Below are 23,951 nucleotides of genomic sequence, written 5' to 3'. Positions count from 1 at the left end.
ATGGCCGTTGAGGCTCAGGGCGGGAGCGTCCATACTCATGGGGAATGACGCCATGTGCCCTACATCACGGGCGTCCTCAGTCCAATGGTCCGCAGGGTGTCGAAGGCGACACCGAAGGAGTTCACATGAGCACGGAAAACGCCGCGACAACGCGCGCAGACGAGCCGGACGTCAAAACGTCCGGACTGAAGAAGGTAGTAACGGCCTCCATGGCCGGCACGGTGGTGGAGTGGTATGAATTCTTCCTCTACGCCTCCGCCGCCACGCTGGTCTTCGGCAAGACGTTCTTCCCCAATTCGGGCACGGAACTCGACGGCATTATCGCCGCGTTCCTGACCTACGCCGTCGGATTCGTCGCCCGCCCGATCGGCGGCATCGTCTTCGGCCACTTCGGCGACAAGTTCGGCCGCAAGCAGCTGCTCCAGGTCAGCATCCTCCTGGTGGGCGTTTCCACCTTCCTGATGGGCTGCCTGCCCACCTTCGCGCAGATCGGCTACTGGGCCCCGGCGCTGCTGGTCTTCCTGCGCTTCGCCCAGGGCTTCGCCGTCGGCGGCGAATGGGGCGGCGCCGTCCTCCTCGTCGCCGAGCACAGCCCCAGCAAGTCCCGCGGGTTCTGGGCCAGCTGGCCCCAGTCGGCCGTTCCGCTCGGCAACCTGCTCGCCACCGCCGTGCTGTTCACGCTGTCCTCCGTGCTGTCCTCCGCCGACTTCCTCAGCTGGGGCTGGCGCGTCGCCTTCTGGCTCTCCGCCGTGATCGTGCTGGTCGGCTACTACATCCGCACCAAGGTCCAGGACGCCCCCATCTTCCTGGAGGCCCAAAAAGAAGTCGAGGTTGAGAACAAGGGCTACGGCGTGGCCGAAGTCTTCCGCCGCTACCCGCGCGGCGTCTTCACCGCGATGGGCCTGCGCTTCGCCGAGAACATCCTCTACTACCTCGTGGTCACGTTCTCGATCACGTACCTGAAGGTCGTCGTCCAGACGGATACCTCGCGGATCCTGCTGCTGCTGCTCGTGGCGCACTTCGTCCACTTCGCCGTGATTCCGATGGTCGGCAGGCTCTCGGACAACGTCGGCCGCAAGCCCGTCTACATGGCCGGCGCCATCCTCGGCGGCACGTGGGGCTTCTTCGCCTTCCCGATGATGGATACCAAGAACGACTTCATCATCCTCGCCGCGATCACCATCGGCCTGCTGTTCCACTCCCTGATGTACGCCGGCCAGCCGGCGCTCATGGCTGAAATGTTCCCGACCCGGATGCGCTACTCCGGTGTCTCGCTGGGCTACCAGGTCACCTCGATTGTGGCCGGTTCGCTGGCTCCGATCATCGCCGTCGCGCTCCTGAGTCAGTACAAGTCCTCGGTCCCGGTCGCCATCTACCTCCTCGGCGCCTGTGTGGTCACTTTGGTTGCGGTGTTCTTCCTGAAGGAAACCCGCGGCATTTCGCTCCGCGACGTCGACGCCGCCGATGCCCGGGGCACGGCCGATCTCCTCGCCGCCAGCAAGCGGTAATCCTCACCGGCCTCACCAGACCCGGTGGGGGCAGACTGCCCGGATCCGCGCACCGCGCGGACCCGGGCAGTCTGCGTTAACGCGGCAGGTTAACGCGGCAGGCTAACGCCGCAGGCACCAGTCCGGCTGCGCTGGCGCCTCAGGCGGACAGCACATCCTGCCGCTCCCGGATTTCGCCGCGAATCGCCTCCAGCACGGCACGGACCGGGGCCGAACGCAGCGCCTCGGGCCGGGCCACAGCCCAGATGGGCAGCTGGCGCTGGAAGTCGTCCGGCAGGACGGGCAGAAATTCCGGCCGGCCCGCCACGAGGAAATTGGGGAGCAGGCCTATCCCGGCGCCCCGCCGGACGGCCTCCAGCTGGGCGAAGACGCTTGTGGCCTGGAAGCTGGACCGCGGCACCGGCAGCTGCGTTGAACGGTGGCCCAGCTCGGCGACCTGGAGCGCCGATTCCACGTAGGAGACAAAGCCGTGTTGCCGGACGTCGTCGAGCGTTGCCGGAAGCCCGTGCTCCTGCGCATAGCCGGGACTGGCGTACAGCCTGAGGAAATAGTTGCTCAGGAAGATCGCGCGGGCGGTGGTGGTGTCCATGTTGCCCACCACCACTTCCAGGTCCACACCGGAGCGGTTTTGGCTCACCTTGCGGGTGGCGCTGAGCAGTTCGACGTTGAGCAGCGGATTCGCCCGCTGCAGCCGGACGAGGGCCGGGGCCAGGAATTCGGCGCCGAAGCCGTCCGGGGTGCTGATCCGGACCAGGCCGGAGACCACGTCGCCGGAGCGGGCAATGCTGCTGGAGAGGGCACCGAGAGTGCCCTCGATAGCTTCCGCCGCCGCGACCGCCTGGCTGCCGAGCTCGGTCAGCTCCCAGCCGTGCGGGTTGCGTTCGAGCGTCCGGCCGCCGAGCTGTTTGTCGAGGGCCAGGACGCGGCGGGAAATGGTGGTGTGGGTGGTGCCGAGCGTCTCGGCCACGGCGTTGAACCGGCCCAGGCGTGCCACGGTCAGCAGGATCAGCAGGTCGTCGGGGCTCGGGAGCCGGCGCAAGTCCACTATTGTCCCCCTCTGCAGCGAGTGTGGCGGAGCCAGAGCCATGATTGTGCATCTGTGCACATGGCATCTGTGATTTTTTACCTTGATTGCACTCTAACAGGGTGTGATGGTGGACACCGGGGCGCCGGAGTTTCGGCTTTCACGCCGGAGCGCGTCGAGGCGCCCGGCAGCACATCAAGCAAAGGAGCTTAAGCCATGGCAGTCATCGCCTGGATCGGACTCGGAAACATGGGCGGATCCATGTCCGTCAACCTCTCAAACGCCGGACACGAAGTCCGTGGCTTCGACCTCAACAGCGCAGCCGTTGCCGCCGCCGAGGCCGGGGGAGTCAAGGCCGCCGGCAGCATCGCCGAGGCCGTCGCCGGCGCCGACGTCGTCTTCACCATGCTCCCCAAAGGTGAGCACGCCCGCGCCGTGTACCTCGGCCAGGACGGCGTCCTTGCCCACGCGGACACCCGGACCCTCCTGGTGGATTCCTCCACCATTGACATCGCCTCCGCGCAGGCCCTGCACGACGCCGCCGCTGCCGCCGGCTTCCGCTTCGTCGACGCACCCGTCTCCGGCGGCATGAGCGGCGCGAAGGCCGCCACGCTGACGTTCATGATCGGCGGCGAGGCCGGCGCCGTCGCCGACGCCACCGAATACATCCGCCCCATGGCCGCGAACATCATCCCCACCGGCGGCGCCACCACCGGCCAGGCCGCGAAGATCTGCAACAACCTCATGCTCTTCATCAACCTCGCCTCCACCGCCGAGGGCGCGGTCCTGGCCGAGCGGCTCGGCTTGGACAAGCAGGTCTTCTGGGACATTGCGTCGGTCTCCTCCGGCGACAGCTGGGCGCTGCGCACCTGGTACCCCGTGGCCGGCGTCGTGCCGACCGCCGCGTCCAACAACGACTTCGCCCCGACATTCACCACCGAACTGGCCAACAAGGACATCGGCCTGGCCATCAGCGCCGCGCGGGACACCGGCACCCCGCTGGAACTCGGCGAGCACGTCCAGCAGCTTTTCCAGCGCCTCATCGACTCCGGCCAGTCCGGCCAGGACTGCTCGATGATCGTCAAGCTCGTCGACGGCACCCTCGAGTCCGCCAACTAGCCCCCCACGGCCCTGCCCTTCACGGCCCTGCCCCTCACGAAAGAGACCCACCCATGGAACGCATCCCGCACTTCATCAACGGCGCCCTGATCTCCGACGCCGAGCGCTTCGGCCCCGTGTTCAACCCGGCCACCGGCGAGCAGGAGAAAGAGGTCGCCCTGGCCTCCGCCGCCCGCGTCGAGGAGGCCATCGAGGCCGCCCGCGCCGCCCTGCCCGGCTGGCGCGCCACGAGCCTGGCCAGGCGCACCGCCATCTTCTTCAAGGTCCGTGAACTGCTCATGCAGCGCCGGCCCGAACTCGCGGCCCTGCTCACCAGCGAGCACGGCAAGGTCCTCTCGGATGCGGAAGGTGAAATCACCCGCGGCCTGGAGAACATCGAATTCGCCACCGGGCTCTCCCACATGCTCAAAGGCGAACGCTCCGAGCAGGTCTCCGGCGGCGTCGATGTCCACTCGGTCCGCCAGCCGGTCGGCGTCGTCGCCTGCATCACGCCGTTCAACTTCCCCGCCATGGTGCCGCTGTGGATGATCGGCAGCGCCCTGGCCTGCGGGAACACCGTGCTGCTCAAGCCGAGTGAAAAGGACCCGTCCTCCGCCATCTTCATCGCCGGCGTCTTCGCCGAGGCCGGCCTGCCGGCAGGGGTGCTCAACGTGGTCCACGGGGACAAGGAAGCCGTGGATGTCCTGCTGGAACACCCGGCGGTCAAGGCCATCAGCTTTGTCGGCTCGACGCCGATCGCGCAGTCCATCTACAAGCGCGCCGCCGATCACGGCAAGCGCGTCCAGGCCCTGGGTGGGGCGAAGAACCACATGGTGGTCCTGCCGGACGCGGACCTCAACATGGCCGCGGACGCCGCCGTCTCGGCCGCCTACGGCTCCGCCGGGGAGCGCTGCATGGCAGTCAGCGTCCTCGTCGCGGTCGGCAGCATCGCCGACGACCTCGTGGAGGCGATCAGCACCCGCATGGCTGCCCTCACGATCGGCCCGGGCACAGACCCGGCCTCCCAGATGGGTCCGCTCATCACGGCCGAGCACCGCGACAAAGTGGCCTCCTACGTTGCCGGAGCGGCCAACGAGGGCGCCACCGTGGTGGTGGACGGCCGCGAACACGATTTCGACTCCAACGGCTTCTTCATCGGCGTCAGCCTGATCGACCACGTCAAGCCCGGAATGAAGGTCTACGACGACGAGATCTTCGGGCCCGTCCTCTCCGTGGTCCGCGTCGAGACCTACGCCGACGCCGTGAAGCTGGTCAACGACAACGAGTTCGGCAACGGCGTGGCCATCTTTACCCGCGACGGCGGCGCCGCCCGCCAGTTCGAGTTCGACGTCGAGGCCGGTATGGTGGGCGTCAACGTGCCCATCCCGGTGCCGGTGGGCACCTTCTCCTTCGGCGGCTGGAAGAATTCGCTGTTCGGCGACACCCACATGTACGGCCCGGAAAGCATCCGCTTCTACACCCGCGGCAAGGTGGTCACCACCCGCTGGCCGGACCCGTCCACCTCGGTGATCGACCTCGGCTTCCCCCAGGTCGACTGACGCCGCAACCCCCAACAAAGGCAACGCGGGGTCACTTATCGCCCATCCGGCACCGGATCATGGGCCGCAAGTGACCCCGCGTTGTTTGCTGCCTCGGGATTAGAGTGGGCAGACACCGGGAATGCAGGAGGCATTGTGACCACGCTCGTCAACCGTCCCAACACGGCATTGCTCGTCGTCGATATGCAGATCGGCGTCGTCGCCGAGGCATACCGCCGCGACGACGTCGTCGCAACAATCGCCGCGCTCGTGGACAAGGCCCGCGACGCCGGGGTGGACGTCGTCTGGGTGCAGCACAGCGGTGAGGAACTCCCGCGCGGCAGCGACGGCTGGCAGTACGTGCCGGAGCTCGCGCGCCGCAGTTCGGAGCCGCTCGTGGCCAAGGAGTACAGCGACGCCTTCGAGGCCACCGACCTCGAATCCGTGCTGGCCGGGCGCGGCATAGGGCGCTTCTTCCTGGCCGGTGCGCAGACCGACGAGTGCATCCGCTCGACCCTGCACGGCGCGATCACCCGCGGCTACGACGTCACGCTGGTCGCCGACGCCCACACCACCGAGGACCTGACCGAGTACGGCGCCCCGCCGCCGGCTCTGGTGGTCGCGCACACCAATCTGTACTGGCAGTACCACAAGGCGCCGGGGCGGACGGCAGGAACGGTCAACGCGGCCGACGTCGAGTTCGCCGGCCCAGCAGGGTCCTAGCCCTTCATGATTTCCGCGCGCTGGGCCATGTAGTCCTCCATGGACAGCTTGCCGTCGGTGTACTGCTGGTCGAGCTCGGCCAGCTTGCGGGCCCGGTAGCCCTGCCCGGCCGACGGCGGCGGCGGAGACTGCGGCGCCTGCGCCTGTCCCGCGCCCGGCGCCGGGAAAGTTTGCGATGCCTGCGGCCGTTGCGGTTGCGGCGGGTTGTTCAGGTACTCGGGGCTGTCCTCGTAGGGGACGGGCGACTGGTAGCCGACCGGGTTCGGGTACTGCTGGCCGGGGTACGGCTGGTTCGGGAACGGCTGGTCCGGAAACCGGGGACTGGGGTTCTGCGGGTTCGGGTACTCCGCGCTGGGGTACTCCGGGCTGGGGTATTGCGGGTTGGGATACGGCTCGTTGGCCGGACCCGACTGCTTCGGGGCGCCCAGCTGGCCAAAGCCGCCGAAGTAGTCCTGCTGGGTGTAACCATCACGCGGCTGGTTGCCCTGGCCGGGGTTGTTCTGGCTGCCCGGGAACCGGCCGAATTGTCCCGGAGTGCCCTGGTTCCGGCCGCGGGCAGACCTGCGGTAGAGGCGCATCGCCACGGGAACCAGGAAGGACAACACGATGATCCAGAAGAACATACTGCTCACGATACTGGGCCTTTCAGCTGCTGGGCCTTCTCATCTGCGGGCTCATCTGTAGGGCCGGAGAAGTGTCCCTCCAGCTTATGCCCCGCAGGCTCAGGCCCGAAGCCTCAGGACCGGACAGCGTCCTCGGCGCCGGGCGGGCCCTCGCCGGAACCAAGCGGAACGCCGGGACCGAACACCGGGCCTGCCAGCGGCCGCTTGGCCGTCATGCCGTCGCCGGAGGAGCGGTGCCGCAGCCGGCGGACCACCCAGGGGACAAAATACTCCCTGGCCCACACCAGGTCCCCGCTGCGCGCCTCGCGCCAACTGCGCTGCGGCAGCGGTTTGGGGGAGAGGGGCTGGAGCGTGTGCTCGACGTTCAGCGAGTCCAGCACCATGGCCGCGATCGTGTGGTGGCCCAGCGGTGAGAAATGCAGCCGGTCGACATTCCACATCTGCGGGTCATTGAGCTGGCGCAGCGACCACATGTCCGCGATCACGGCGTCGTGGCGCGCGGCGATCGTGCGCAGGTTCTCGTTGTAAATGGCCACCTTGCTGCGGATCCGGCCCAGCACCGTGGAGCCGGTATCCGGGCCGTTGAACAGGACGACGGTGGCGCCGCCCAGGCTCAGGATCTGCACCACCGAATCCAGCTTTTCGGCCAGCACGTCCGGATCGCCGCCCGGGCGGATGAGGTCGTTTCCGCCTGCGGAGAGCGTGATGAGGTCCGGTTTGAGGGACAGGCAGTGAGCCATTTGCTGGTCCACGATCTGCTGCAGGAGCCGGCCGCGGACGGCCAGGTTCGCGTAGGCGAAGTCGTTGTGCCCACGGCTGAGTTCCTCGGCCACGCGGTCCGCCCAGCCCCGATGGCCGCCCGGACTGGCCGGTTCCGGGTCGCCGATGCCCTCCGTGAATGAGTCGCCCATCGCCACATACCGGGTCCACGGGTGGGTGACGGTGTCAACGGTGGTCTCGGCTGGGGTGCCCGGTGAATTTTCCATGGGATCGGTATTGCTCACCCCCTTATCCTGCACTGTTCCCGTTTAGCTGCGCCACCGTAATTTGTTACCGCCGGGTAACTGTAAGAATAGTTCCATGACTCACGCTGACGCCTTCCCCGCCCCTGTCGTCCAATGGTCCCAGCCGGAGCAGGAACGGGCCGGCAAGCCGCTTCTTGTCCTGTTGCACGGCTACGGCGCCAACGAACAGGATCTGCTCAGCCTGGCCGGGATGCTGCCGCAGGAATTCGCGGTGGCCTCGTTGCGCGCCCCGATCGCCATGGGACCGGGCTTCACCTGGTTCCCGCTGACAGGGTCCATTGACTACTCGCTCGACGCCGTCAAGGTCGCGGCAGGCTACGTTCAGGACTGGCTCGACGGCGTCAAAGCCAACCACCCGTCGGTGACGCTGTTGGGGTTCTCGATGGGCATGGCCATGGCCACCACGCTGCTGCGGCAGCGGCCGGCGGACTTTGCCGCCGTCGTCGGGCTGTCAGGTTTTGTCGTCGATGCCGGCGATGACCCCAGCTTCCGCGACGGCGAACTGGACGGCACTGTGCCGCTGTTCTGGGGGCGGGACCAGCAGGACCCCGTGATCACCGAGGACAAGATCGACTACACCGTCGGCTGGGTGCGCAAGCACGTGTTGCTCACCAAGGTCCTCTACACGGGCATGTGGCACGGCATCAACCAGCAGGAGATCGGCCACGTCTCGGAGTTCCTCACGCACGTGGTGCTCAACGCCAAGAAGTAGGCGCGCCGGGGAAGTTGTGCGCCGGGAAGCGACGCCGGGACAGGCGGCTAGGCGGCCGGGGGCGCGCTGATCCGCACGGTCCGGCCGTTCACGGTGACGGTGTCGCCGTCGTGCAGCTGGCGGCCGCGGCGCTCGTCGATTTCGCCGTTGACCTTCACCAGCCCGTTCTTGATCAGTTCCGCGGCCTCCACCCCGTCCTCGACCAGATTCGCAAGTTTCAGCAGCTGGCCCAGCCGGATCATGCTGTCGCGGATAGTGATGTCTTCGAATTCCGGATTGCTCATACAAGCAATAATGCCTGACCTAAGGTGGCACCTATGACCCATCACCGCCGTCTTCCGCTGATCGTCGGCCTGCCCATGGCCGTCGCGACGGGACTTTTCATCCCGATCCAGGGCCGGATCAACGGCGCCCTCGGGGTGGCGCTGGGGGACGGAATCGGTGCCGCCGTCGTCAGCTTCAGCACCGGACTGCTGGTCATGACGGTCATTTCCCTGGCCTTGCCCCGGGGCCGGGCAGGGCTGGCGCGGATCCTGCCGGCCGTGCGCGAACGGCAGTTTCCGCCGTACTACGTCCTGGCCGGCTGCATCGGTGCCCTCTTCGTCTTCGCCCAGTCCTTCACCGTGGGACTGCTCGGCGTCGCCCTCTTCACGGTGGCCGCCGTGACGGGGCAGACCCTCAGCGGCCTGCTGGTGGACCGGATGGGGATCGGACCGGCGGGGAAGAGGCCCATTACCGGCATCCGGGTGATCGGCAGTGTGCTCACCGTCGCCGCCGTCGCCTGGGCGGTGTCGCCCAGGTTCAGCGCCGGGGAATCCGGGCTGCAGTTGCTGGTCCCAGTGATGCTTCCGCTCCTGGCCGGGTTCCTGATGAGTTTCCAGCAGGCCATGAACGGCACAGCCACCGTGCACTACGGCACCCCCATCGCCGCGACACTCGTGAACTTCATCGCCGGAGCGGCCCTGCTGTGGGTGGCATGGCTGATCAAACTCGCCGTGGCCGGGGCCGGCAGCCCCCTCCCGGCGCAGTGGTGGTACTACCTTGGCGGCCCGCTCGGCTGCATCTTCATCGGCATCGGCGCCCTCCTGGTCCGCAGCCTGGGCGTGCTGGTCACCGGCCTCGGCATGATCGCCGGCCAGCTTCTGGGGTCCCTCGGACTGGACCTCATATTGCCGGTGCCCGGAACGGTGATCGCCCTCCCGACGGTCCTCGGCACCATCCTGACGCTCGGCGCCATCGTCCTGGCCACCCTGCCCTGGCCCAAGGGCGCGCTGAAGCGGTAGCGGGCCGGTAGGCTTGGAGTTTGCATTGCACTGTTCGTATCGCTTTGTTCGTATTGTCCCGGCCGGCAACCAGCCGGCGTCCCGGGGCCAACACCACGGACCGCACCCAGCGGCCCTGTAGAAAATTGGAGTTCCCATGGCAGCAAAATCCGTCCTCGACCAGATCATTTCCCTCGCCAAGCGCCGGGGATTCGTTTTCCAGGCCGGTGAAATCTATGGTGGCTCCCGTTCTGCGTGGGACTACGGCCCGCTCGGCGCCGAGCTCAAGGAAAACATCAAGCGCCAGTGGTGGCAGTCCGTGGTCCGCGGCCGCGACGACGTCGTAGGCCTGGATTCCTCCGTCATCCTGCCCCGTCAGGTGTGGGAGGCCTCCGGCCACGTCGACGTGTTCTCCGATCCGCTGGTGGAGTGCCTGTCCTGCCATAAGCGCTACCGCGCGGACCACCTCGAGGAAGAGTACGAGGAGAAGAAGGGCCGTCCCGCCGAGAACGGCCTCAAGGACATCGCCTGCGCCAACTGCGGCACCCGCGGCCAGTGGACTGAACCGCATGAATTCTCCGGGCTGCTCAAGACCTACCTTGGCCCCGTCGCCAGCGAAGAAGGCCTGCACTACCTGAGGCCCGAAACGGCCCAGGGCATCTTCGTGAACTTTTCCAACGTCCTGACCACCTCGCGGAAGAAGCCGCCCTTCGGCATCGGCCAGATCGGCAAGTCCTTCCGCAACGAGATCACGCCCGGCAACTTCATCTTCCGCACCCGCGAGTTCGAGCAGATGGAGATGGAATTCTTCGTCGAGCCCGGCACCGACGAGCAGTGGCACGAGTACTGGATGAAGGAACGCATGTCCTGGTACACGGGCCTGGGCATCCGCGAAGAGAACCTGCGCTTCTTCGAGCACCCGCTGGACAAGCTCAGCCACTACTCCAAGGGCACCACGGACATCGAATACCGTTTCGGATTCCAGGGCTCGGAGTGGGGCGAGCTCGAGGGCATCGCCAACCGCACCGACTTTGACCTCTCCACCCACGCCAAGGCCTCCGGCGCGGACCTGAGCTACTTCAACCAGGCCACCAACGAACGCTACACCCCGTATGTGATCGAGCCCGCGGCCGGCCTCACCCGTTCGTTCATGGCCTTCATGATCGATGCCTACACCGAGGACGAGGCCCCCAACGCCAAGGGCGGGGTGGACATCCGCACGGTGCTCAAGCTCGATCCGCGCCTGGCGCCGGTGAAGGCGGCCGTGCTGCCGCTGAGCCGCAACGAGGACCTGTCCCCGAAGGCCAAGGACCTCGCAGCGCAGCTGCGCAAGAGCTGGAACATCGAGTTCGACGACGCCGGCGCCATCGGCCGCCGCTACCGCCGCCAGGACGAGATCGGCACCCCGTTCTGCATCACCGTGGACTTCGACACGCTCGAGGACCAGGCCGTCACCATCCGCGAACGCGACACCATGAGCCAGGAACGCGTCTCCCTGGACAAGGTGGAGGGTTACCTGGCCGCACGGCTGATTGGCGCCTGATCATGGCCATCGCATACCGGGAATGGCGGGAAGGCGACGACCTCGCGCTGCTGGAAATCTGGGGCGGCCCTGAGACCGTCCAGGCCGGACAGTTCCGCGGGACGCTGTCGCACTCGGGCAATTCCCCGTGGCGCCGCTGCATCGTGGCCGAGGACGTTGTGGACGGTGTCGCCATTCCGGTGGCGGCCGCCGTGGTCCACGAGGCCTCGCTGCACCCTGAACGGCTCTGGGCGTATGTCGAGGTCGCCCGGGACCACCGCCGCGCCGGCCTCGGGTCCACACTGCTGACCATGCTGCGGCACGAGGCCGCCCAGGCGCCGTCGGGCGTGTCCAGACTGCGCTGCAAAGTGGAGCCGGGCACCCCCGGTGCGGCGTTTGCCGAGGCCGCGGGCCTGGCCCCGATCCAGCGCTCCCGCCTCGTCGTCGTTGACCCGGCTCCGCTCAAGCTGCCGGTGTTCGGCGACGGTTCGGAGTCCGCGGCCACCGATCAGGTCGAAGACCTGGCCACGGGCTCGGTGGAGCTCAGCGACGTCGTGGGACGCTACTACACCGCCGTGCACGGCTGGGACAGCCCGGGGGAGCTGAGCGTCGCCGCGGTGCAGCGCCTGTTCCTGGATGACCTCAGCGGCGCCCACGGAGCGATCGTGCTGCGGGCGCCCAAGGCCAGCGCCTTCGGACACGGCATCGCGGCCAGCCGCAAGGGCCGGCTGGAGGGGTTCGCCGTCAGCTACGCCCAGGGAATTCCGGGAGCCGACGGCGGCGCCGATGCCGGCGCGGCCTCGACCACTGAGCCAACTGAGGTGTTCCTCGGGCACGAGCCCAAGCTTGGCGCGGACGAGGCCAAGGCCGCCGTCCGGGACCTGTTGGCCCTGATCGCTTACCAGCACCCGGTGATGCTCGAACTGGACGACGCAATGACCGCCCTGCGCACCGTCGTCGAACCGCTGCTCGAGAGCGGCAAGGCCCATGTCCAGGGCTCGGAAACGCTCGTCGTCTCCGACCCGGCCTAGGCCTTAACCCGACTGACCCGCAGCTGTAGCCGTATAAAGCTTGATAACGGCCACGGCTGCGGGTCAGTTTGCGTTAAAGCAGCTATTTGGGCATCACCGGCGGCACGAAGTCGAAGGTCATGCCCAGCAGCCAGACGAGCAGCAGGACCACCGGCAGGTGGAAGACGAACTGCAGGAAGGTGAAGCCCACCAGGTCGCGGGCGCGCAGCCTCAGTACCGCGAGCAGCGGCAGCATGAAGAACGGGTTGACCAGGTTCGGCAGCGCCTCGGCGATGTTGTAGATCTGCACGGTCCAGCCGAGGTTCATCTGCACGTCGGTGGCCGACTGCATCACGTAGGGCGCCTCCACCAGCCATTTTCCGCCTCCGGAGGGGACCAGGATGCCCAGTGCAGCCGTGTACAGGGCAATGACGACGGCGAAGCCGCCGCCGCTGCCGATGTCCGAGAAGAACGCCGCGAGGTGGGTGGAGAGGCTCATGCCGCCGGTTCCCGTGGCCTTGGTCAGGATGGCCGCCATCGCCGCATACAGCGGGAACTGCACGAGGATGCCCGCGGTGGCCGGGACGGCCTTCGTCACGGCCTGCAGGAAGTTCCGCGGCGTCCCGTGCAGGACCAGGCCCAGGATGAGGAACACCAGCAGGTAGCCGTTGAGGCTGCTGACCACGCTGAGGAACGGCTTGGTGAGGAACTGCGAGACGAGCCAGCCGAGCGTGAGGACGCCCGCCAGGATCGGCAGGACCCGGCTGTATTCGAGCCATTCGCCCGGCCGGGAACGCGGCGCGGACTCGGCCGGCTCGTCGTCCAGGTCCACACCCAGGTCCTCTGCGGTGCGGATCGAGCCGCCCTGGGGTGCGGAGAAGTGCGCAATCACGGTGGTCAGGGCCATCAGGATGGCCAGCGTCAGCAGCGACTGCCAGGTAAAGATCGTGGTGCCGAAGTCCAGGATGCCCGTGATCTTCAGCAGCGCCGGCGGCAGCGAAGCGGCCGTGGCCTGCAGCTGCGCGGCAGAGGAGGACAGCCCCAGGGCCCAGACGGCGCCGAGGCCCATGAACGCCGCCGCGCCCAAGGCACGGTAATCCACCGTCAGGTCCTTGCGGCGGGCAATCGCGCGGGCCAGCAGCCCGCCGAAGATCAGGCTGAGCCCCCAGTTGAGGAAGGACACGGACATGGCGAGCACGGCCACGAAGCTCACCGCGGTCCGCGCCGTTGACGGCACGAGCGCCAGCCTGTTGATCAGTCCCGCCACGGGCGGGGAGGTGGCCACGACGTAGCCGGTGAGGACCACCATGGCCATCTGCAGGGTAAAGGCCGTCAGGTCCCAGAAGCCGTTGCCGAACGAGTCGGCGATTGCCTGGGGCGTGGCGCCGATGGCGAGTGCGGCCACCGCGATGATGACGACGCCGGCGAGGGCGAAGATGTAGGCGTCCGGGAACCACCGCTCCGTGCACGCCGCCATTCGTTGGGCTATCCGTGCGAGACCGCGTTCTTCGGTACCGCTCTTGGTCACGACTGTGCTTGCCACAGGTGTCCCTCTCCATTGAGTGCTTTTTGTACCCCATGGAGTTTAGTCAAGACGATGGCGGAAGTAGGGCTTATCGGCGCTTGGCACCTGCGCGCCGGGGGCCGTCGGCCTCGTCGAGCCGGCGTCTTTCCTCCTCAGTCGGGGCGCCGCCGCCGAGACCGGCCGGCATCCACCAGGCCCCGGGGGCCGGTCGCAGGGGGAAGTCGGCGATGCCGGCGTCGATCCCGTCCTGCAGGGTCTTGGCCAGGCGCGCCGTCGCGGTCCGGGCGTCGTCGGACGGGTCCGAGAGCGAGCCCGGAAGGATCGGCTCGCCGACGTGGATGCGGACCGGGGCGCGCCAGGCGCGCCGCGGCGAGAAGGCATGGTGGCGGGTCATCAGCCGGTGGGCGCCCCAGATGGAGACCGGGATGATCGGCACGCCGGCCTCAGCGGCCATCCGCACCGCACCGGTCTTGCATTCGCGCACCGTGAAGCTTCGGCTCACGCCGGCCTCGGGCAGGACGGCGACGTATTCGCCCTCCCTCAGCCGGGCTACGGCGGCGTCGTAAGCGTGTGCTCCCGATCCGTACCCGACCACCACATGCCCGGCGGCGCTGACCGCGGGGCCGGCAAACCAGTGGTCGGCGGCGCCCTGCGTGATGAGGAAACGCAGTTGGGCCCGGTTGTGCCACCACAGCAGCATCTCGGCAAAGGCAAAGTCGAGGTAGCCGAAGTGCGTGATCGCGACCACGGCGCCCTGGCCGGGCACCACCGGGCGGGACGGGAGGCGGGTTGATGCGCTTCGGGTTGAGGCAGTGGGCGGCCCGGGCTGGGGCAGGTGCTCCCGCCCCGTGACGAGGACGCGGATCCGGAACAGCCAGCGCAGCGCCAGCCCGGTGCGGACAATGAAACGGTAGAACCGGTCGCTGGGCTCCGGCCGCCACTTCACGGGCCGCCAGCTCAGCCCGTGCCGGGCACCTGCCGGGCCGCGCACGTCAGTGTCCGCCCACCCGCCGCCGGGGCGGCCAGGGCAGGAAGCCGGAGGTGGAGTCGATGTATTCCTTGTACCCGGGACGCGCGGACATTGCCTTTTCCGTCAGCGGCTTCCCCGTCTTGCCGGCGAGCGTCCAGATCATCAGGGCGGGGGAGAGAACGGTCAGGACACCCGGCCAGGAATCGGCCGCCACCAGGAACAGCCCTGCCCAGACGGCGGCGTCACCGAAATAGTTGGGGTGGCGGGTGTAGCGCCACAGGCCGGTGTTGAGGACGGTGCCGCGCCTGGCGGGATCGGATTTGAACTGCGTCAGCTGCCAGTCGCCGACCGTCTCGAACACGAAGCCAAGGATCCAGAGCAGGACGCCGGCGAACGCCAGCCAGCCCAGGCTTCCCGTGGCGAACATGCCGACCTGGATAGTGAGCGAGACGAAGAACATCACCAGCCCCTGGGGCAGGTAGACCCGCCGCAGGGCATAGACGTGGCGTGATCCGGGCGCTCCGGCGAGCATGTCCACGTAGCGCGGGTCCTCGTGGCCGCCGCGTGCGCGTGCCCCGATGTGGACGGCGAGGCGGATGCCCCACACGGCGACCAGGGCTAGCAGCAGCAGCCGCCTGCCGGCGTCGCCGTATCCGGCCGAAAGCACCCAGGAGATGCCGGCCACCACCACGAAGCCCAGACCCCAGACGGTGTCGATGACGGAGTGCCGGTTCTGCCGCACGGCAACCGCGAAAGTCACCCCGAGCAGCACCACGAGTCCCGCGATGACCCAGGGCAGGCTTCCAAGGAAGGCATCGAGCGGGAACGGCGGCATCACAACACCACCGGCATACGCGTTCCGGCCGCCGGCGGGGCTCCGCCGAGGGCGCTGCGCAATGCGTCCCTGGCGCCGGAAACATCGGCCTCCGTTGCCTCGCCGAAGGCGTCCAGGACGAAGCCGTTCGCAAGCACGTTCCACAGTGCCAGCCGGCGGATCATGAAATGGCCGGCTTCCTTGAGCGAGACGTAGTCAACGGACGCGGCGACGCCCTCGGCGCGCCGGGCGTAGTCCAGTGAGTTCGCCGGGCTGGTCCAGCGGTCGTCGGTCCCGTGAACGATCAGGACGCGGCGGCCCGCGACAGGCTGGACCGAAGTCTTGTGGTTCACCCACGGGGCGAGCGCGACGACGGCTTCGACCTGCGGGTCGTCGGCCACGCACAGCGCCGTGAGACCGCCCATGGAGTGGCCCAGCAGGTACACCGGCACGCCGGGATGTTCCTGACTGATCCGGGCGAGCGCCCAGCGGGCATCGTGAACGGGGGACATGTCCTCCCCGTTCCAGCCGCGGTAGCGGTTGCGCAGGGTCCACGCGGCCAGCCCGTGCGGGCCGCCCTGCCTGTGCAGCGCCCGGGCGAAGGGCAGCATCCGGGCCGGACTCAGGTGCCGGCCGCGGACTGCATCAAAACTGTCGGCCCGCCCGCCGTGCAGGATCAACACGACTCCGCGGGTCTCCCCGGCGGCTTCGGCGATGGTCAGCACGGCTTTGGCGGCGGGCCCGGAACGGCCCGCCTCCGGCTCGCGGTCGTCGAGTTTGCGCATTGCCACGTATGTGTCCTTCCGGTCCTTCGTCCGTCAATTACCAACCATAGGTTGCGGCCCGGTCCCGTCAAGGCCGGTGGTCCCTAGTGTGGATTCGGAGCCGGCGCCCCCGGCGATGGGTGCGGCCGGCATGCGTGCATTTGCTGGCGCCCTTGACGGGGAAATGCGGGAAGAGTAGGCATGAGCAGGTAAACCTCCGGGCGCCACGCCGGCTGGGAGCGCAGAGAACCGTCCGGTCGAATCTCACGACGAAATCGACGGTATACAAAATGAACGGAACACAGTTCGATAGCCTGCGCGGGCAAGTCCGCGGGCAGATCATCACGCCCGGCGACGCCGGCTACGACGCGGCACGGGCAGTCTTCAACGGCATGATCGATAAGAGGCCGGCAGCGGTGGCCCAGGTATCCCAGGTGGCCGATGTCATCTCCTGCGTCAACTTCGCCCGGGACAACTCCCTGGACCTGGCGGTCCGCGGTGGAGGACACAGTGCCCCGGGCTTTGGCACGTGGGATGACGCCCTGGTCATCGATTTCTCCAACATGACCGGCGTCCGGGTTAATCCGGCAGCCGCGACGGCGCGCGCGGAGCCGGGTGCGACGTGGGCCGACTTCAACCACGCGACCCATGCCTTCGGGCTGGCAACTCCCGGCGGCATTGTCGGCTCGACCGGTATCGCCGGGTTGACCCTCGGCGGCGGCATCGGATACCTGAGCCGCAAGTATGGCCTCAGCTGCGACAACCTCCTCTCTGCCGACGTCGTCACGGCCGAGGGAAGATTCCTTACCGCCAGCGAAAGCGAGAACGAGGACCTGTTCTGGGCGTTGCGCGGCGGCGGCGGGAACTTCGGCGTCGTGACGTCGTTCGAGTACCGGATGCACCCTGTGGACATGGTCCACGCCGGCATCATCATTTACCCCATCGAGCATGCGGAGACGGTGGCGCGGTTTTACCGGGACTACATGGCCACCGCCCCTGAAGAGTTTGGCGCGTTCCTGGGCTTCCACCAGGGTCCTCCTGTTCCGTTCCTGCCCGAGGAATGGCATGGCAAACCGGTGTGCGTCATCGTCGGCATGTGGACCGGTGATCCGGCGGAAGGTCCGGCACGCTGGCAGCCGTTCCTGGACGCCGCGCCGGCGGCGGGATCCATGGTGGGACCAATGCCGTACCCCGCCTTGAACTCGGCCTTCGACCCGCTGCAGCCCCCTGGCATGCAGGCCTACTGGAAAGCGGATTTTCTGGCGGAACTGAACGACGGTGCCATCGCGGCGCACATCGAACACGGCAGCAAGGTCCCCAGCGTGCAGACCGCGGTACACATCTACCCCATCGATGGTGCGGTCCAGCGGGTGGGCGCGACGGACACAGCGTTCGCCAACCGGAACGTGAAGTTTTCGCCCGTGATCGCGGCGCAGTGGATGGACCCCGCGGAAAACGAGGCAAACATCGCGTGGGTGCGGGACTACGCGGCCGCCCTGCGGCCCTATTCTGCCCCCGGCGGCTACATCAACTTCATGGATGGCGATGATCTGCCCAGGGTTGCGGAGAACTACGGGGAGAACTACAAGCGGCTGAGGGAGGTCAAAGCCAAATACGATCCGCAGAACCTCTTCCACGTCAACCAGAACATCGCGCCGGTGTAAGCGCGGCGTCATCGGTCCTGAGCGGAACCGCCCACGCCGTAAAGTTTTCGGCATGAGGTTGAACTGCTGATGGGCGCCGGACACTCGCACTCCCACAACGAACATCCGGAGCCGACGCCTCAAATGTTGGCTGCGCGGAAGAAGGCCAACTGGATCCTGGCTGCCATCCTGATCCCGCTGACGCTGCTGACCCTGGCGGCCATGGCCTTCATGTGGCCGTCGGGAAGCAAGGAAGGCATCACGCTGGCCAGCCCGTACGCGGCGGCCCCGGGGGTGACGTTTGACACCGGCAAGATCCAGCGGGTCGTCGTCGGCAGCTGTTCGGATATCCAGGCCGGCGGTGACGCCGCCCAGCAGGGCACCTCCGGTTCCGGCGCCGCGCCGCAGCCGCCGAACGAGGGCTCTCAATGCACGTTCGCCTACACTGAGCCGGACAAGGGCGGCAACCCGGTGAAAGTGGTCATCAACCCTGACGTCGCGAAGTCCCACGGCGTGAAGCCCGGGGACGGGATCCGCTACCTGAACCTCTCGAAGGTGCAGGACGCCGCGGGCCAGGGCGCGCCGGCCTATGTCTTCGTCGACTTTGTCCGGACCCTGCCCATCATCTTCCTGGCCGTGCTCTACGCCGTCGTGGTGATCGCCGTGGCGCGCTGGCGCGGACTGCGGGCCCTGATCGGGCTTGTCGGCGCGTACGTTGTGCTTGTCTCGTTCATGCTGCCCGGGCTGGTCGAGGGCAAGCCGCCGCTGCTGCTGGCTCTCGTGGGATCCACGGTGATCATGATCGGGGTGCTCTACTTCGCCCACGGCTTCTCCGCCCGCACGTCGACGGCGCTGCTCGGGACGATGTTCGGCCTCGCTATTACGGCGCTGCTGGCGGCCTGGGCCACCGACGCCGCCAACCTCGCCGGTGTGGGCAGCCACGACGCTGCCACCCTGACCAACATCTCGGACAATATCTCGATCTCCGGCATCATCCTTTGCGGACTGATCATTTCCGGGCTGGGCGTGCTCAATGACGTCACCATCACGCAGTCCTCGGCCGTCTGGGAACTGTGGGAACTCGCCCCCGAAACCAGCGCCCGGCAGCTCTTCACGTCCGCCATGCGGATCGGCCGGGACCACATCGCCTCCACCGTGTACACCATCGCGTTTGCCTACGCCGGCGCGGCCCTGCCGGTGCTGATCCTGGTCATGCTCTACGAGCGGCCGCTCGGGGACGCCCTGACCAGCGCCGAACTCTCCGAGGAAGTCATCCGCACCCTCGTCGGCTCCGTGGGACTCGTCCTGGCCGTGCCGGTCACCACCCTCATCGCCGTGCTGGTGGTCAAGGCCACCGGCATCAGGGGTGGTGCGGTGGCAGGGCCGGCGTCGGAACGGACTGCGTCGGAACGGACTCCGTCGGATCGGGGCCGGCCGGAAGGGCCCGCGTCGGACCGGATCGCGCCGGATGGGGCCGCCCCGGATTGGGGCGGGTCCGACCCGGGCGGGACCGACGGCGCCGGTGCTGCCACGCGCCGCGGGCGGCGGGCCGCACTGCGGGGCTGACGAGGAATCTGCAGGCACCCGGGACGCCGCCAGATCGGGAAGATTTCCACATAGCCGGAGCGGGACCGGGCCGATTTGCCCGTCTTTGAGACAATGGTCGGGTGACTGTTGTAGCAACCCCTCCCGCCCCCAAGCTGGAACTCCCGCCCCTGAAGCTGGGCCCGATCACGGTGGACACCCCCGTGATCCTGGCTCCCATGGCGGGCATCACCAACTCCGCCTTCCGCAGACTGTGCCGTGAATACGGCGGCGGCCTGTACGTGGCGGAGATGGTTACCTCGCGGGCCCTCGTCGAGCGCACGCCGGAGTCGCTGCGCATCATTTCGCACGACGACGACGAAAAAGTCCGTTCCGTCCAGCTGTACGGCGTGGACCCCGTCACCGTCGGCCAGGCCGTCCGGATGCTGGTGGAGGAGGACCGGGCGGACCACATCGACCTCAACTTCGGCTGCCCCGTGCCCAAGGTCACCCGGCGCGGCGGCGGATCGGCCTTGCCGTGGAAGATCGACCTCTTCACCTCCATCGTCCAGACCGCGGTGAAGGAAGCCTCCAAGGGCAATGTCCCGTTGACCATCAAGATGCGCAAGGGCATCGACGAGGACCACCTGACCTACCTCGATGCCGGCCGGATTGCCCGCGATTCCGGCGTCGCAGCCGTCGCCCTTCATGGCCGCACGGCCGCCCAGTTCTATTCCGGCCAGGCCGACTGGTCCGCCATCGCCCGGCTGCGCGAGGCCCTGCCGGACATTCCCGTTCTCGGCAACGGAGATATCTGGTCCGCGGAGGACGCGGTCCGGATGGTCCGCGAAACGGGTGTGGACGGCGTCGTCGTCGGCCGTGGCTGCCAGGGCAGGCCCTGGTTGTTCGGCGACCTCATGGCCGCGTTCGAAGGCAGCGACCAGCGGCACCGGCCGGACCTGCGCCAGGTTGCCGAGAGCGTGTACCGGCACGCTGAGCTCATGGTCGAGACGTTCGGGGACGAGGGCAAAGCCCTGCGCGAAATCCGCAAGCACATTGCCTGGTACTTCAAGGGCTACGTGGTCGGCAGCGAACTGCGGACCAAGCTGGCGCTCGTCACCAGCCTGGAGGTGCTGCGCGGCACCCTGGACCAGCTGGACCTCGACTCGCCGTATCCCGGAGGCGACGCCGAGGGTCCGCGCGGCCGCGCTGGTTCGCCCAAAAAACCGGCCCTGCCAAAGGACTGGCTGCTGAACCGGACGCTGGATGACGCCCAGACCCGCGATATTTCCTTCGCCGAACTGGATGTCTCCGGTGGCTGAGACCCGGACCACCGCGCCCGTCCTGGACGGGTATACGTCCCGCGACTGGGCCCGCTGGGTCGAGGAGCCGCCCAAGAGCACCTACCGCTCGGACTTCGAGCGTGACCGTGCAAGGGTCCTGCACTCCTCGGCGCTGCGCCGGCTCGGCGCGAAGACCCAGGTGGTGGCCCCGGATACCGACGACTTCGTCCGGACCCGGCTCACGCACAGCCTCGAAGTTGCCCAGGTGGGCCGCGAACTGGGCCGTGCGCTGGGCTGTGACCCCGACGTCGTGGACACCGCATGCCTCAGCCACGACCTCGGCCACCCGCCTTTCGGCCACAATGGCGAAGCCGCCCTCAACGAGGTGGCGCACGGGATCGGCGGCTTCGAAGGCAACGCCCAGACGCTGCGGCTGCTGACCCGGCTGGAGCCAAAGGTCCTCGCCGCCGCCGACGGCCGGCCGGCCGGCCTGAACCTGACCCGGGCCAGTCTCGATGCCGCCGCCAAATACCCGTGGTCCGCGGTAAACGCCCCGGTCATCCACGGGGAGCGGACCAGCAAGTTCGGTGCCTACGAGGACGACCTCCCCATCTTCGACTGGATCCGCGACGGCGCCCCGGAACGCCGGTCCTGCCTCGAAGCGCAGGTCATGGACCTGGCGGACGATATCTCCTACTCGGTGCACGACGTCGAGGACGCGATCGTGGCAGGGCATTTCCAGCTGCGCTGGATGGACAACCCGGACCACCGCGCCCGCGTCGTCGGCTACGCCAAGCAGTGGTACCTGCCGCACAACGATCCCGCCGCGATCGACGCCGCCCTGGCCCGGCTGGAGGCCACGGATGTCTGGGTGCGCGAGGCCGACGGCAGCCGCAAAGCCATGGCGGCGCTCAAGGACATGACCAGCCAGCTCATCGGCCGCTTCTGCCAGAGCGCGCTGGAGGCCACCCGCACGGTCTACGGTCCGGAAAACCTGACCCGCTACAACGCGGAGCTGATCGTTCCGGATGAAACCGTGATGGAAATCGCGGTCATGAAGGGCCTGGCCACCACCTTCGTGATGACCACCGAACACCGGCAGCCCATCTACGAGCGTCAGCGTGAGGTCCTGCATGCCCTCGTCACCGCGCTCAGCGCCACGGGGGACCGCCATCTGGAACCGATGTTCGCCGCCGACTGGCTCGACGCGGGCGACGACGCCGCGCGGCTGCGTGTCGTCATCGACCAGGTCGCGTCGCTGACGGACGGCTCGGCGCTGGCCATGTACGAGCGTCTCGTGGGCAGCCTGCCGTCGCTGTGGTGAGGGCCGCCATGGCCGGCCCGTCGGCGTCGTACCCGGGGACTAGGATGGCAATGTGGCCGGCCTGATCAAACGCGAAGACATCGATGAAGTACGCCAGCGCACCGACATCAAGGAAGTCGTCGACGGTTACGTGACGCTCAAGGGAGCCGGGCTCGGGTCCTACAAGGGTCTGTGCCCCTTCCACGACGAGCGTTCTCCATCTTTCACCGTTCGACCCCAGGTTGGCCGGTACCACTGCTTTGGCTGCGGCGAGGACGGCGACGTCATCTCCTTCGTCCAAAAGCTGGACCACATCTCCTTCCACGAGGCCGTCGAGAAGCTGGCCCACCGGATCGGCTTCGAGCTCCATTACGAGGACGGCGGCTCCGGGCCCAACCGGGAGGACATCGGCCGGCGCCAGCGGCTGCTGGACGCGCACAAGGTGGCCGACGAGTTCTTCCGTGCCCAGCTGCTCACCCCCGGCGCCGCTGAGGGCCGCAACTTCCTCTACGGGCGCGGCTTCGACCGTGCGGCGGCCGAACAGTTCGGTGTGGGCTACGCGCCGCAGGGCTGGGACTCGCTTCTCAAGCACCTCCGTGGCCGCGGCTACACGGACCCGGAACTCAAGCTGACCGGCATGTTCTCTGAAGGCGGCCGGGGGATCTATGACCGTTTCCGCGGCCGGCTGATCTGGCCCATCCGGGATATCGCCGGCGACACCATCGGCTTCGGTGCCCGCAAGCTCTACGAGGACGATCAGGGCCCGAAGTACCTGAACACCCCCGAAACCGCGCTCTACAAGAAGTCCCAGGTCCTTTACGGAATCGACCTCGCCAAGCGCAACATCGCCAAAGACCGCCAGCTCGTGGTCGTGGAAGGCTACACCGACGTCATGGCCTGCCACCTGGCCGGCATTCCGACGGCGGTAGCCACGTGCGGGACCGCCTTCGGCACCGAGCACATCAAGATCGCCCGCCGGTTGCTCTCCGACGACGGCAGCGGGGGAGAGGTCATCTTTACGTTCGACGGCGACGCTGCCGGGCAGAAGGCGGCCCTGCGCGCCTTCGAAGAAGACCAGCGGTTTGTCGCACAAACCTTCGTGGCGGTCGAACCCAACGGCGCGGACCCCTGCGAACTGCGCCAGTCCAAGGGCGACTCCGCCGTCCGGGATTTGATCGGTAGCCGCCGCCCGCTGTTTGAGTTCGCCATCCGGGCCACCCTGAAGCGGCACAATCTGGACACGGTCGAGGGCCGGATCGCGGCCCTGCGTGAATCCGCGCCCGTGGTGGCGCAGATTCGCGACGCCGGAATCCGGCCGGCCTATGCCCGGGAGCTCGCCGGCTGGCTTGGGATGCCGGTCGAGGAGGTCAGCAGGGCCGTCGGCGCGGCGACCAAGCGCGCCGCACAGGCTGCATCGGCTCCGCCGGGCGGCGGCCAGGCCCAGAGTCACGGGCAAGGGGGCGGGCAGGGGTATGCAGGGTCCGGCCGCGGCTTTGCCGGGACCGCGCCCGGCGTTGCCCCCTTGCCGCCGTCGGCCGTACTCCCGTCCTTCAACCGCCCTGATCCCCGGGACCCCGTGGCCGCGATGGAGCGCCAGGCGCTCGAGGTCGCGCTGCAGGAACCCGGCATGCTCGAGGGCGAGACGTGGCAGCGCTTCTCGGAGGCGCGGTTCTCCACACCCGCCTATCTCGCCATCCACGAGGCCATCCGGGCCACCGGACTCGGGTTTTCGGGGGATCCGGTGCGCTGGGTCGAGCAGCTGCTGCAGGAGGTCCCCGAGCCCCTGCGCCCGCTCGTGTCCGAGCTCTCCGTGGTGCCCCTGCCGGCCAACACCCCCGAAGGCGTCCTGCGCTACTGCAAGGACATCCTCGCCCGCTTGTTCGAGCTCCAGATCACCCGGGTCAAGGCCGAGAAGATGGGCCAGCTGCAGCGTCTGGACGCCTCGGCCGACCCTGAGGAATTCCAGCGGCTGAATCGCGAACTCATGCAACTTGAGATGCAGCGGCGGTCCCTGCGCTCGGACGCCTGAGCCGCCGATTTCGTTTCCCGGGCTGGTGTTTGCTAGGCTTATACCCGCTTC

Annotated in this window: 21 protein-coding genes; 13 read left to right on the top strand and 8 right to left on the bottom strand. The window is 67.9% G+C overall.

The window, feature by feature from the left end; genetic code table 11:
• Window positions 1-125 precede the first annotated feature (125 nt).
• Window positions 126-1,508 (top strand): MFS transporter, encoded by a 1,383-nt coding sequence (locus AC1DKN_RS13785; protein ID WP_476849373.1) that lies wholly within the window; start codon window positions 126-128, stop codon window positions 1,506-1,508.
• A gap of 139 nt (window positions 1,509-1,647) precedes the next feature.
• Here AC1DKN_RS13785 and AC1DKN_RS13780 read toward each other — a convergent pair whose 3' ends face one another.
• Window positions 1,648-2,547 (bottom strand): LysR family transcriptional regulator, encoded by a 900-nt coding sequence (locus tag AC1DKN_RS13780; RefSeq protein WP_476871599.1) that lies wholly within the window; start codon window positions 2,545-2,547, stop codon window positions 1,648-1,650.
• 201 nt (window positions 2,548-2,748) lie between these two features.
• Here AC1DKN_RS13780 and mmsB point away from each other — a divergent pair, with 201 nt between their 5' ends.
• The 3 genes from mmsB (at window position 2,749) to AC1DKN_RS13765 (ending at window position 5,891) form a co-directional block, all read left to right on the top strand.
• Window positions 2,749-3,651, top strand: coding sequence for a 3-hydroxyisobutyrate dehydrogenase (gene mmsB, locus AC1DKN_RS13775; RefSeq protein ID WP_243179644.1), 903 nt, complete (start codon window positions 2,749-2,751; stop codon window positions 3,649-3,651).
• A 53-nt stretch (window positions 3,652-3,704) separates the two neighbouring features.
• Window positions 3,705-5,189, top strand: a complete 1,485-nt coding sequence (locus AC1DKN_RS13770; RefSeq protein WP_476871578.1) for a CoA-acylating methylmalonate-semialdehyde dehydrogenase — start codon at window positions 3,705-3,707, stop codon at window positions 5,187-5,189.
• 135 nt (window positions 5,190-5,324) lie between these two features.
• A complete protein-coding gene (locus AC1DKN_RS13765) occupies window positions 5,325-5,891 on the top strand; it encodes an isochorismatase family protein (RefSeq protein WP_476856486.1) in 567 nt (188 codons plus the stop codon).
• Here AC1DKN_RS13765 and AC1DKN_RS13760 read toward each other — a convergent pair.
• Complete coding sequence (locus AC1DKN_RS13760) at window positions 5,888-6,514, bottom strand: hypothetical protein (RefSeq protein ID WP_476871598.1); 627 nt, start codon at window positions 6,512-6,514, stop codon at window positions 5,888-5,890. The genes AC1DKN_RS13765 and AC1DKN_RS13760 overlap by 4 nt on opposite strands.
• A gap of 113 nt (window positions 6,515-6,627) precedes the next feature.
• Window positions 6,628-7,500 carry an SGNH/GDSL hydrolase family protein gene (locus tag AC1DKN_RS13755; RefSeq protein WP_476871597.1) on the bottom strand — a complete coding sequence of 291 codons (873 nt, stop codon included), beginning with the start codon at window positions 7,498-7,500 and terminating at the stop codon, window positions 6,628-6,630.
• Between the two features lie 94 nt (window positions 7,501-7,594).
• On the opposite strand from AC1DKN_RS13755, the gene AC1DKN_RS13750 reads away from it, so the two are divergent.
• Complete coding sequence (locus tag AC1DKN_RS13750) at window positions 7,595-8,251, top strand: alpha/beta hydrolase (protein WP_476871577.1); 657 nt, start codon at window positions 7,595-7,597, stop codon at window positions 8,249-8,251.
• A 47-nt stretch (window positions 8,252-8,298) separates the two neighbouring features.
• Here the strand turns inward: AC1DKN_RS13750 and AC1DKN_RS13745 are convergent, their stop codons facing one another.
• Window positions 8,299-8,535 carry an RNA-binding S4 domain-containing protein gene (locus AC1DKN_RS13745; protein WP_018774572.1) on the bottom strand — a complete coding sequence of 79 codons (237 nt, stop codon included), beginning with the start codon at window positions 8,533-8,535 and terminating at the stop codon, window positions 8,299-8,301.
• 33 nt (window positions 8,536-8,568) lie between these two features.
• Here AC1DKN_RS13745 and AC1DKN_RS13740 point away from each other — a divergent pair, with 33 nt between their 5' ends.
• The 3 genes from AC1DKN_RS13740 (at window position 8,569) to AC1DKN_RS13730 (ending at window position 12,066) form a co-directional block, all read left to right on the top strand.
• Window positions 8,569-9,534 (top strand): DMT family transporter, encoded by a 966-nt coding sequence (locus AC1DKN_RS13740; RefSeq protein ID WP_476871576.1) that lies wholly within the window; start codon window positions 8,569-8,571, stop codon window positions 9,532-9,534.
• A 136-nt stretch (window positions 9,535-9,670) separates the two neighbouring features.
• Window positions 9,671-11,056 carry a glycine--tRNA ligase gene (locus AC1DKN_RS13735; RefSeq protein ID WP_028278290.1) on the top strand — a complete coding sequence of 462 codons (1,386 nt, stop codon included), beginning with the start codon at window positions 9,671-9,673 and terminating at the stop codon, window positions 11,054-11,056.
• A gap of 2 nt (window positions 11,057-11,058) precedes the next feature.
• A complete protein-coding gene (locus AC1DKN_RS13730) occupies window positions 11,059-12,066 on the top strand; it encodes a GNAT family N-acetyltransferase (protein WP_476871575.1) in 1,008 nt (335 codons plus the stop codon).
• 82 nt (window positions 12,067-12,148) lie between these two features.
• On the opposite strand, the gene AC1DKN_RS13725 is transcribed toward AC1DKN_RS13730, so the two are convergent.
• From AC1DKN_RS13725 to AC1DKN_RS13710, 4 genes are all read right to left on the bottom strand, one after another.
• A complete protein-coding gene (locus AC1DKN_RS13725; RefSeq protein ID WP_476871574.1) occupies window positions 12,149-13,588 on the bottom strand; it encodes a short-chain fatty acid transporter in 1,440 nt (479 codons plus the stop codon).
• A gap of 70 nt (window positions 13,589-13,658) precedes the next feature.
• Window positions 13,659-14,516 (bottom strand): lysophospholipid acyltransferase family protein, encoded by an 858-nt coding sequence (locus AC1DKN_RS13720; RefSeq protein ID WP_476871573.1) that lies wholly within the window; start codon window positions 14,514-14,516, stop codon window positions 13,659-13,661.
• Between the two features lie 46 nt (window positions 14,517-14,562).
• Window positions 14,563-15,375 carry a DUF1295 domain-containing protein gene (locus tag AC1DKN_RS13715; RefSeq protein WP_230008912.1) on the bottom strand — a complete coding sequence of 271 codons (813 nt, stop codon included), beginning with the start codon at window positions 15,373-15,375 and terminating at the stop codon, window positions 14,563-14,565.
• Window positions 15,375-16,139, bottom strand: a complete 765-nt coding sequence (locus tag AC1DKN_RS13710) for an alpha/beta hydrolase (protein ID WP_476856520.1) — start codon at window positions 16,137-16,139, stop codon at window positions 15,375-15,377. Before AC1DKN_RS13710 ends, AC1DKN_RS13715 begins: the two co-directional genes overlap by 1 nt.
• Before the next feature lie 269 nt (window positions 16,140-16,408).
• On the opposite strand from AC1DKN_RS13710, the gene AC1DKN_RS13705 reads away from it, so the two are divergent.
• From AC1DKN_RS13705 to dnaG, 5 genes are all read left to right on the top strand, one after another.
• The gene (locus tag AC1DKN_RS13705) at window positions 16,409-17,782 is read left to right on the top strand and encodes an FAD-binding oxidoreductase (protein ID WP_476849383.1); all 1,374 of its coding nucleotides are present in this window, start codon (window positions 16,409-16,411) and stop codon (window positions 17,780-17,782) included.
• A gap of 123 nt (window positions 17,783-17,905) precedes the next feature.
• The gene (locus AC1DKN_RS13700; protein WP_476871572.1) at window positions 17,906-19,327 is read left to right on the top strand and encodes a YibE/F family protein; all 1,422 of its coding nucleotides are present in this window, start codon (window positions 17,906-17,908) and stop codon (window positions 19,325-19,327) included.
• A gap of 101 nt (window positions 19,328-19,428) precedes the next feature.
• Complete coding sequence (gene dusB, locus AC1DKN_RS13695) at window positions 19,429-20,607, top strand: tRNA dihydrouridine synthase DusB (RefSeq protein ID WP_018774562.1); 1,179 nt, start codon at window positions 19,429-19,431, stop codon at window positions 20,605-20,607.
• A complete protein-coding gene (locus tag AC1DKN_RS13690) occupies window positions 20,591-21,892 on the top strand; it encodes a deoxyguanosinetriphosphate triphosphohydrolase (protein WP_476871571.1) in 1,302 nt (433 codons plus the stop codon). The genes dusB and AC1DKN_RS13690 overlap by 17 nt, the downstream gene beginning before the upstream one ends.
• A 52-nt stretch (window positions 21,893-21,944) precedes the next feature.
• Window positions 21,945-23,900: a DNA primase gene (gene dnaG / locus AC1DKN_RS13685; RefSeq protein ID WP_476871570.1), complete on the top strand. Its 1,956-nt coding sequence runs from the start codon at window positions 21,945-21,947 to the stop codon at window positions 23,898-23,900.
• The last annotated feature ends 51 nt before the right edge of the window (window positions 23,901-23,951 follow it).

The organism is Arthrobacter sp. 01N444, assembly GCF_056399305.1.
The sequence above is the reverse complement of the archived record's forward strand: the minus strand, read 5'-3'. Positions and strand labels throughout refer to the sequence as shown.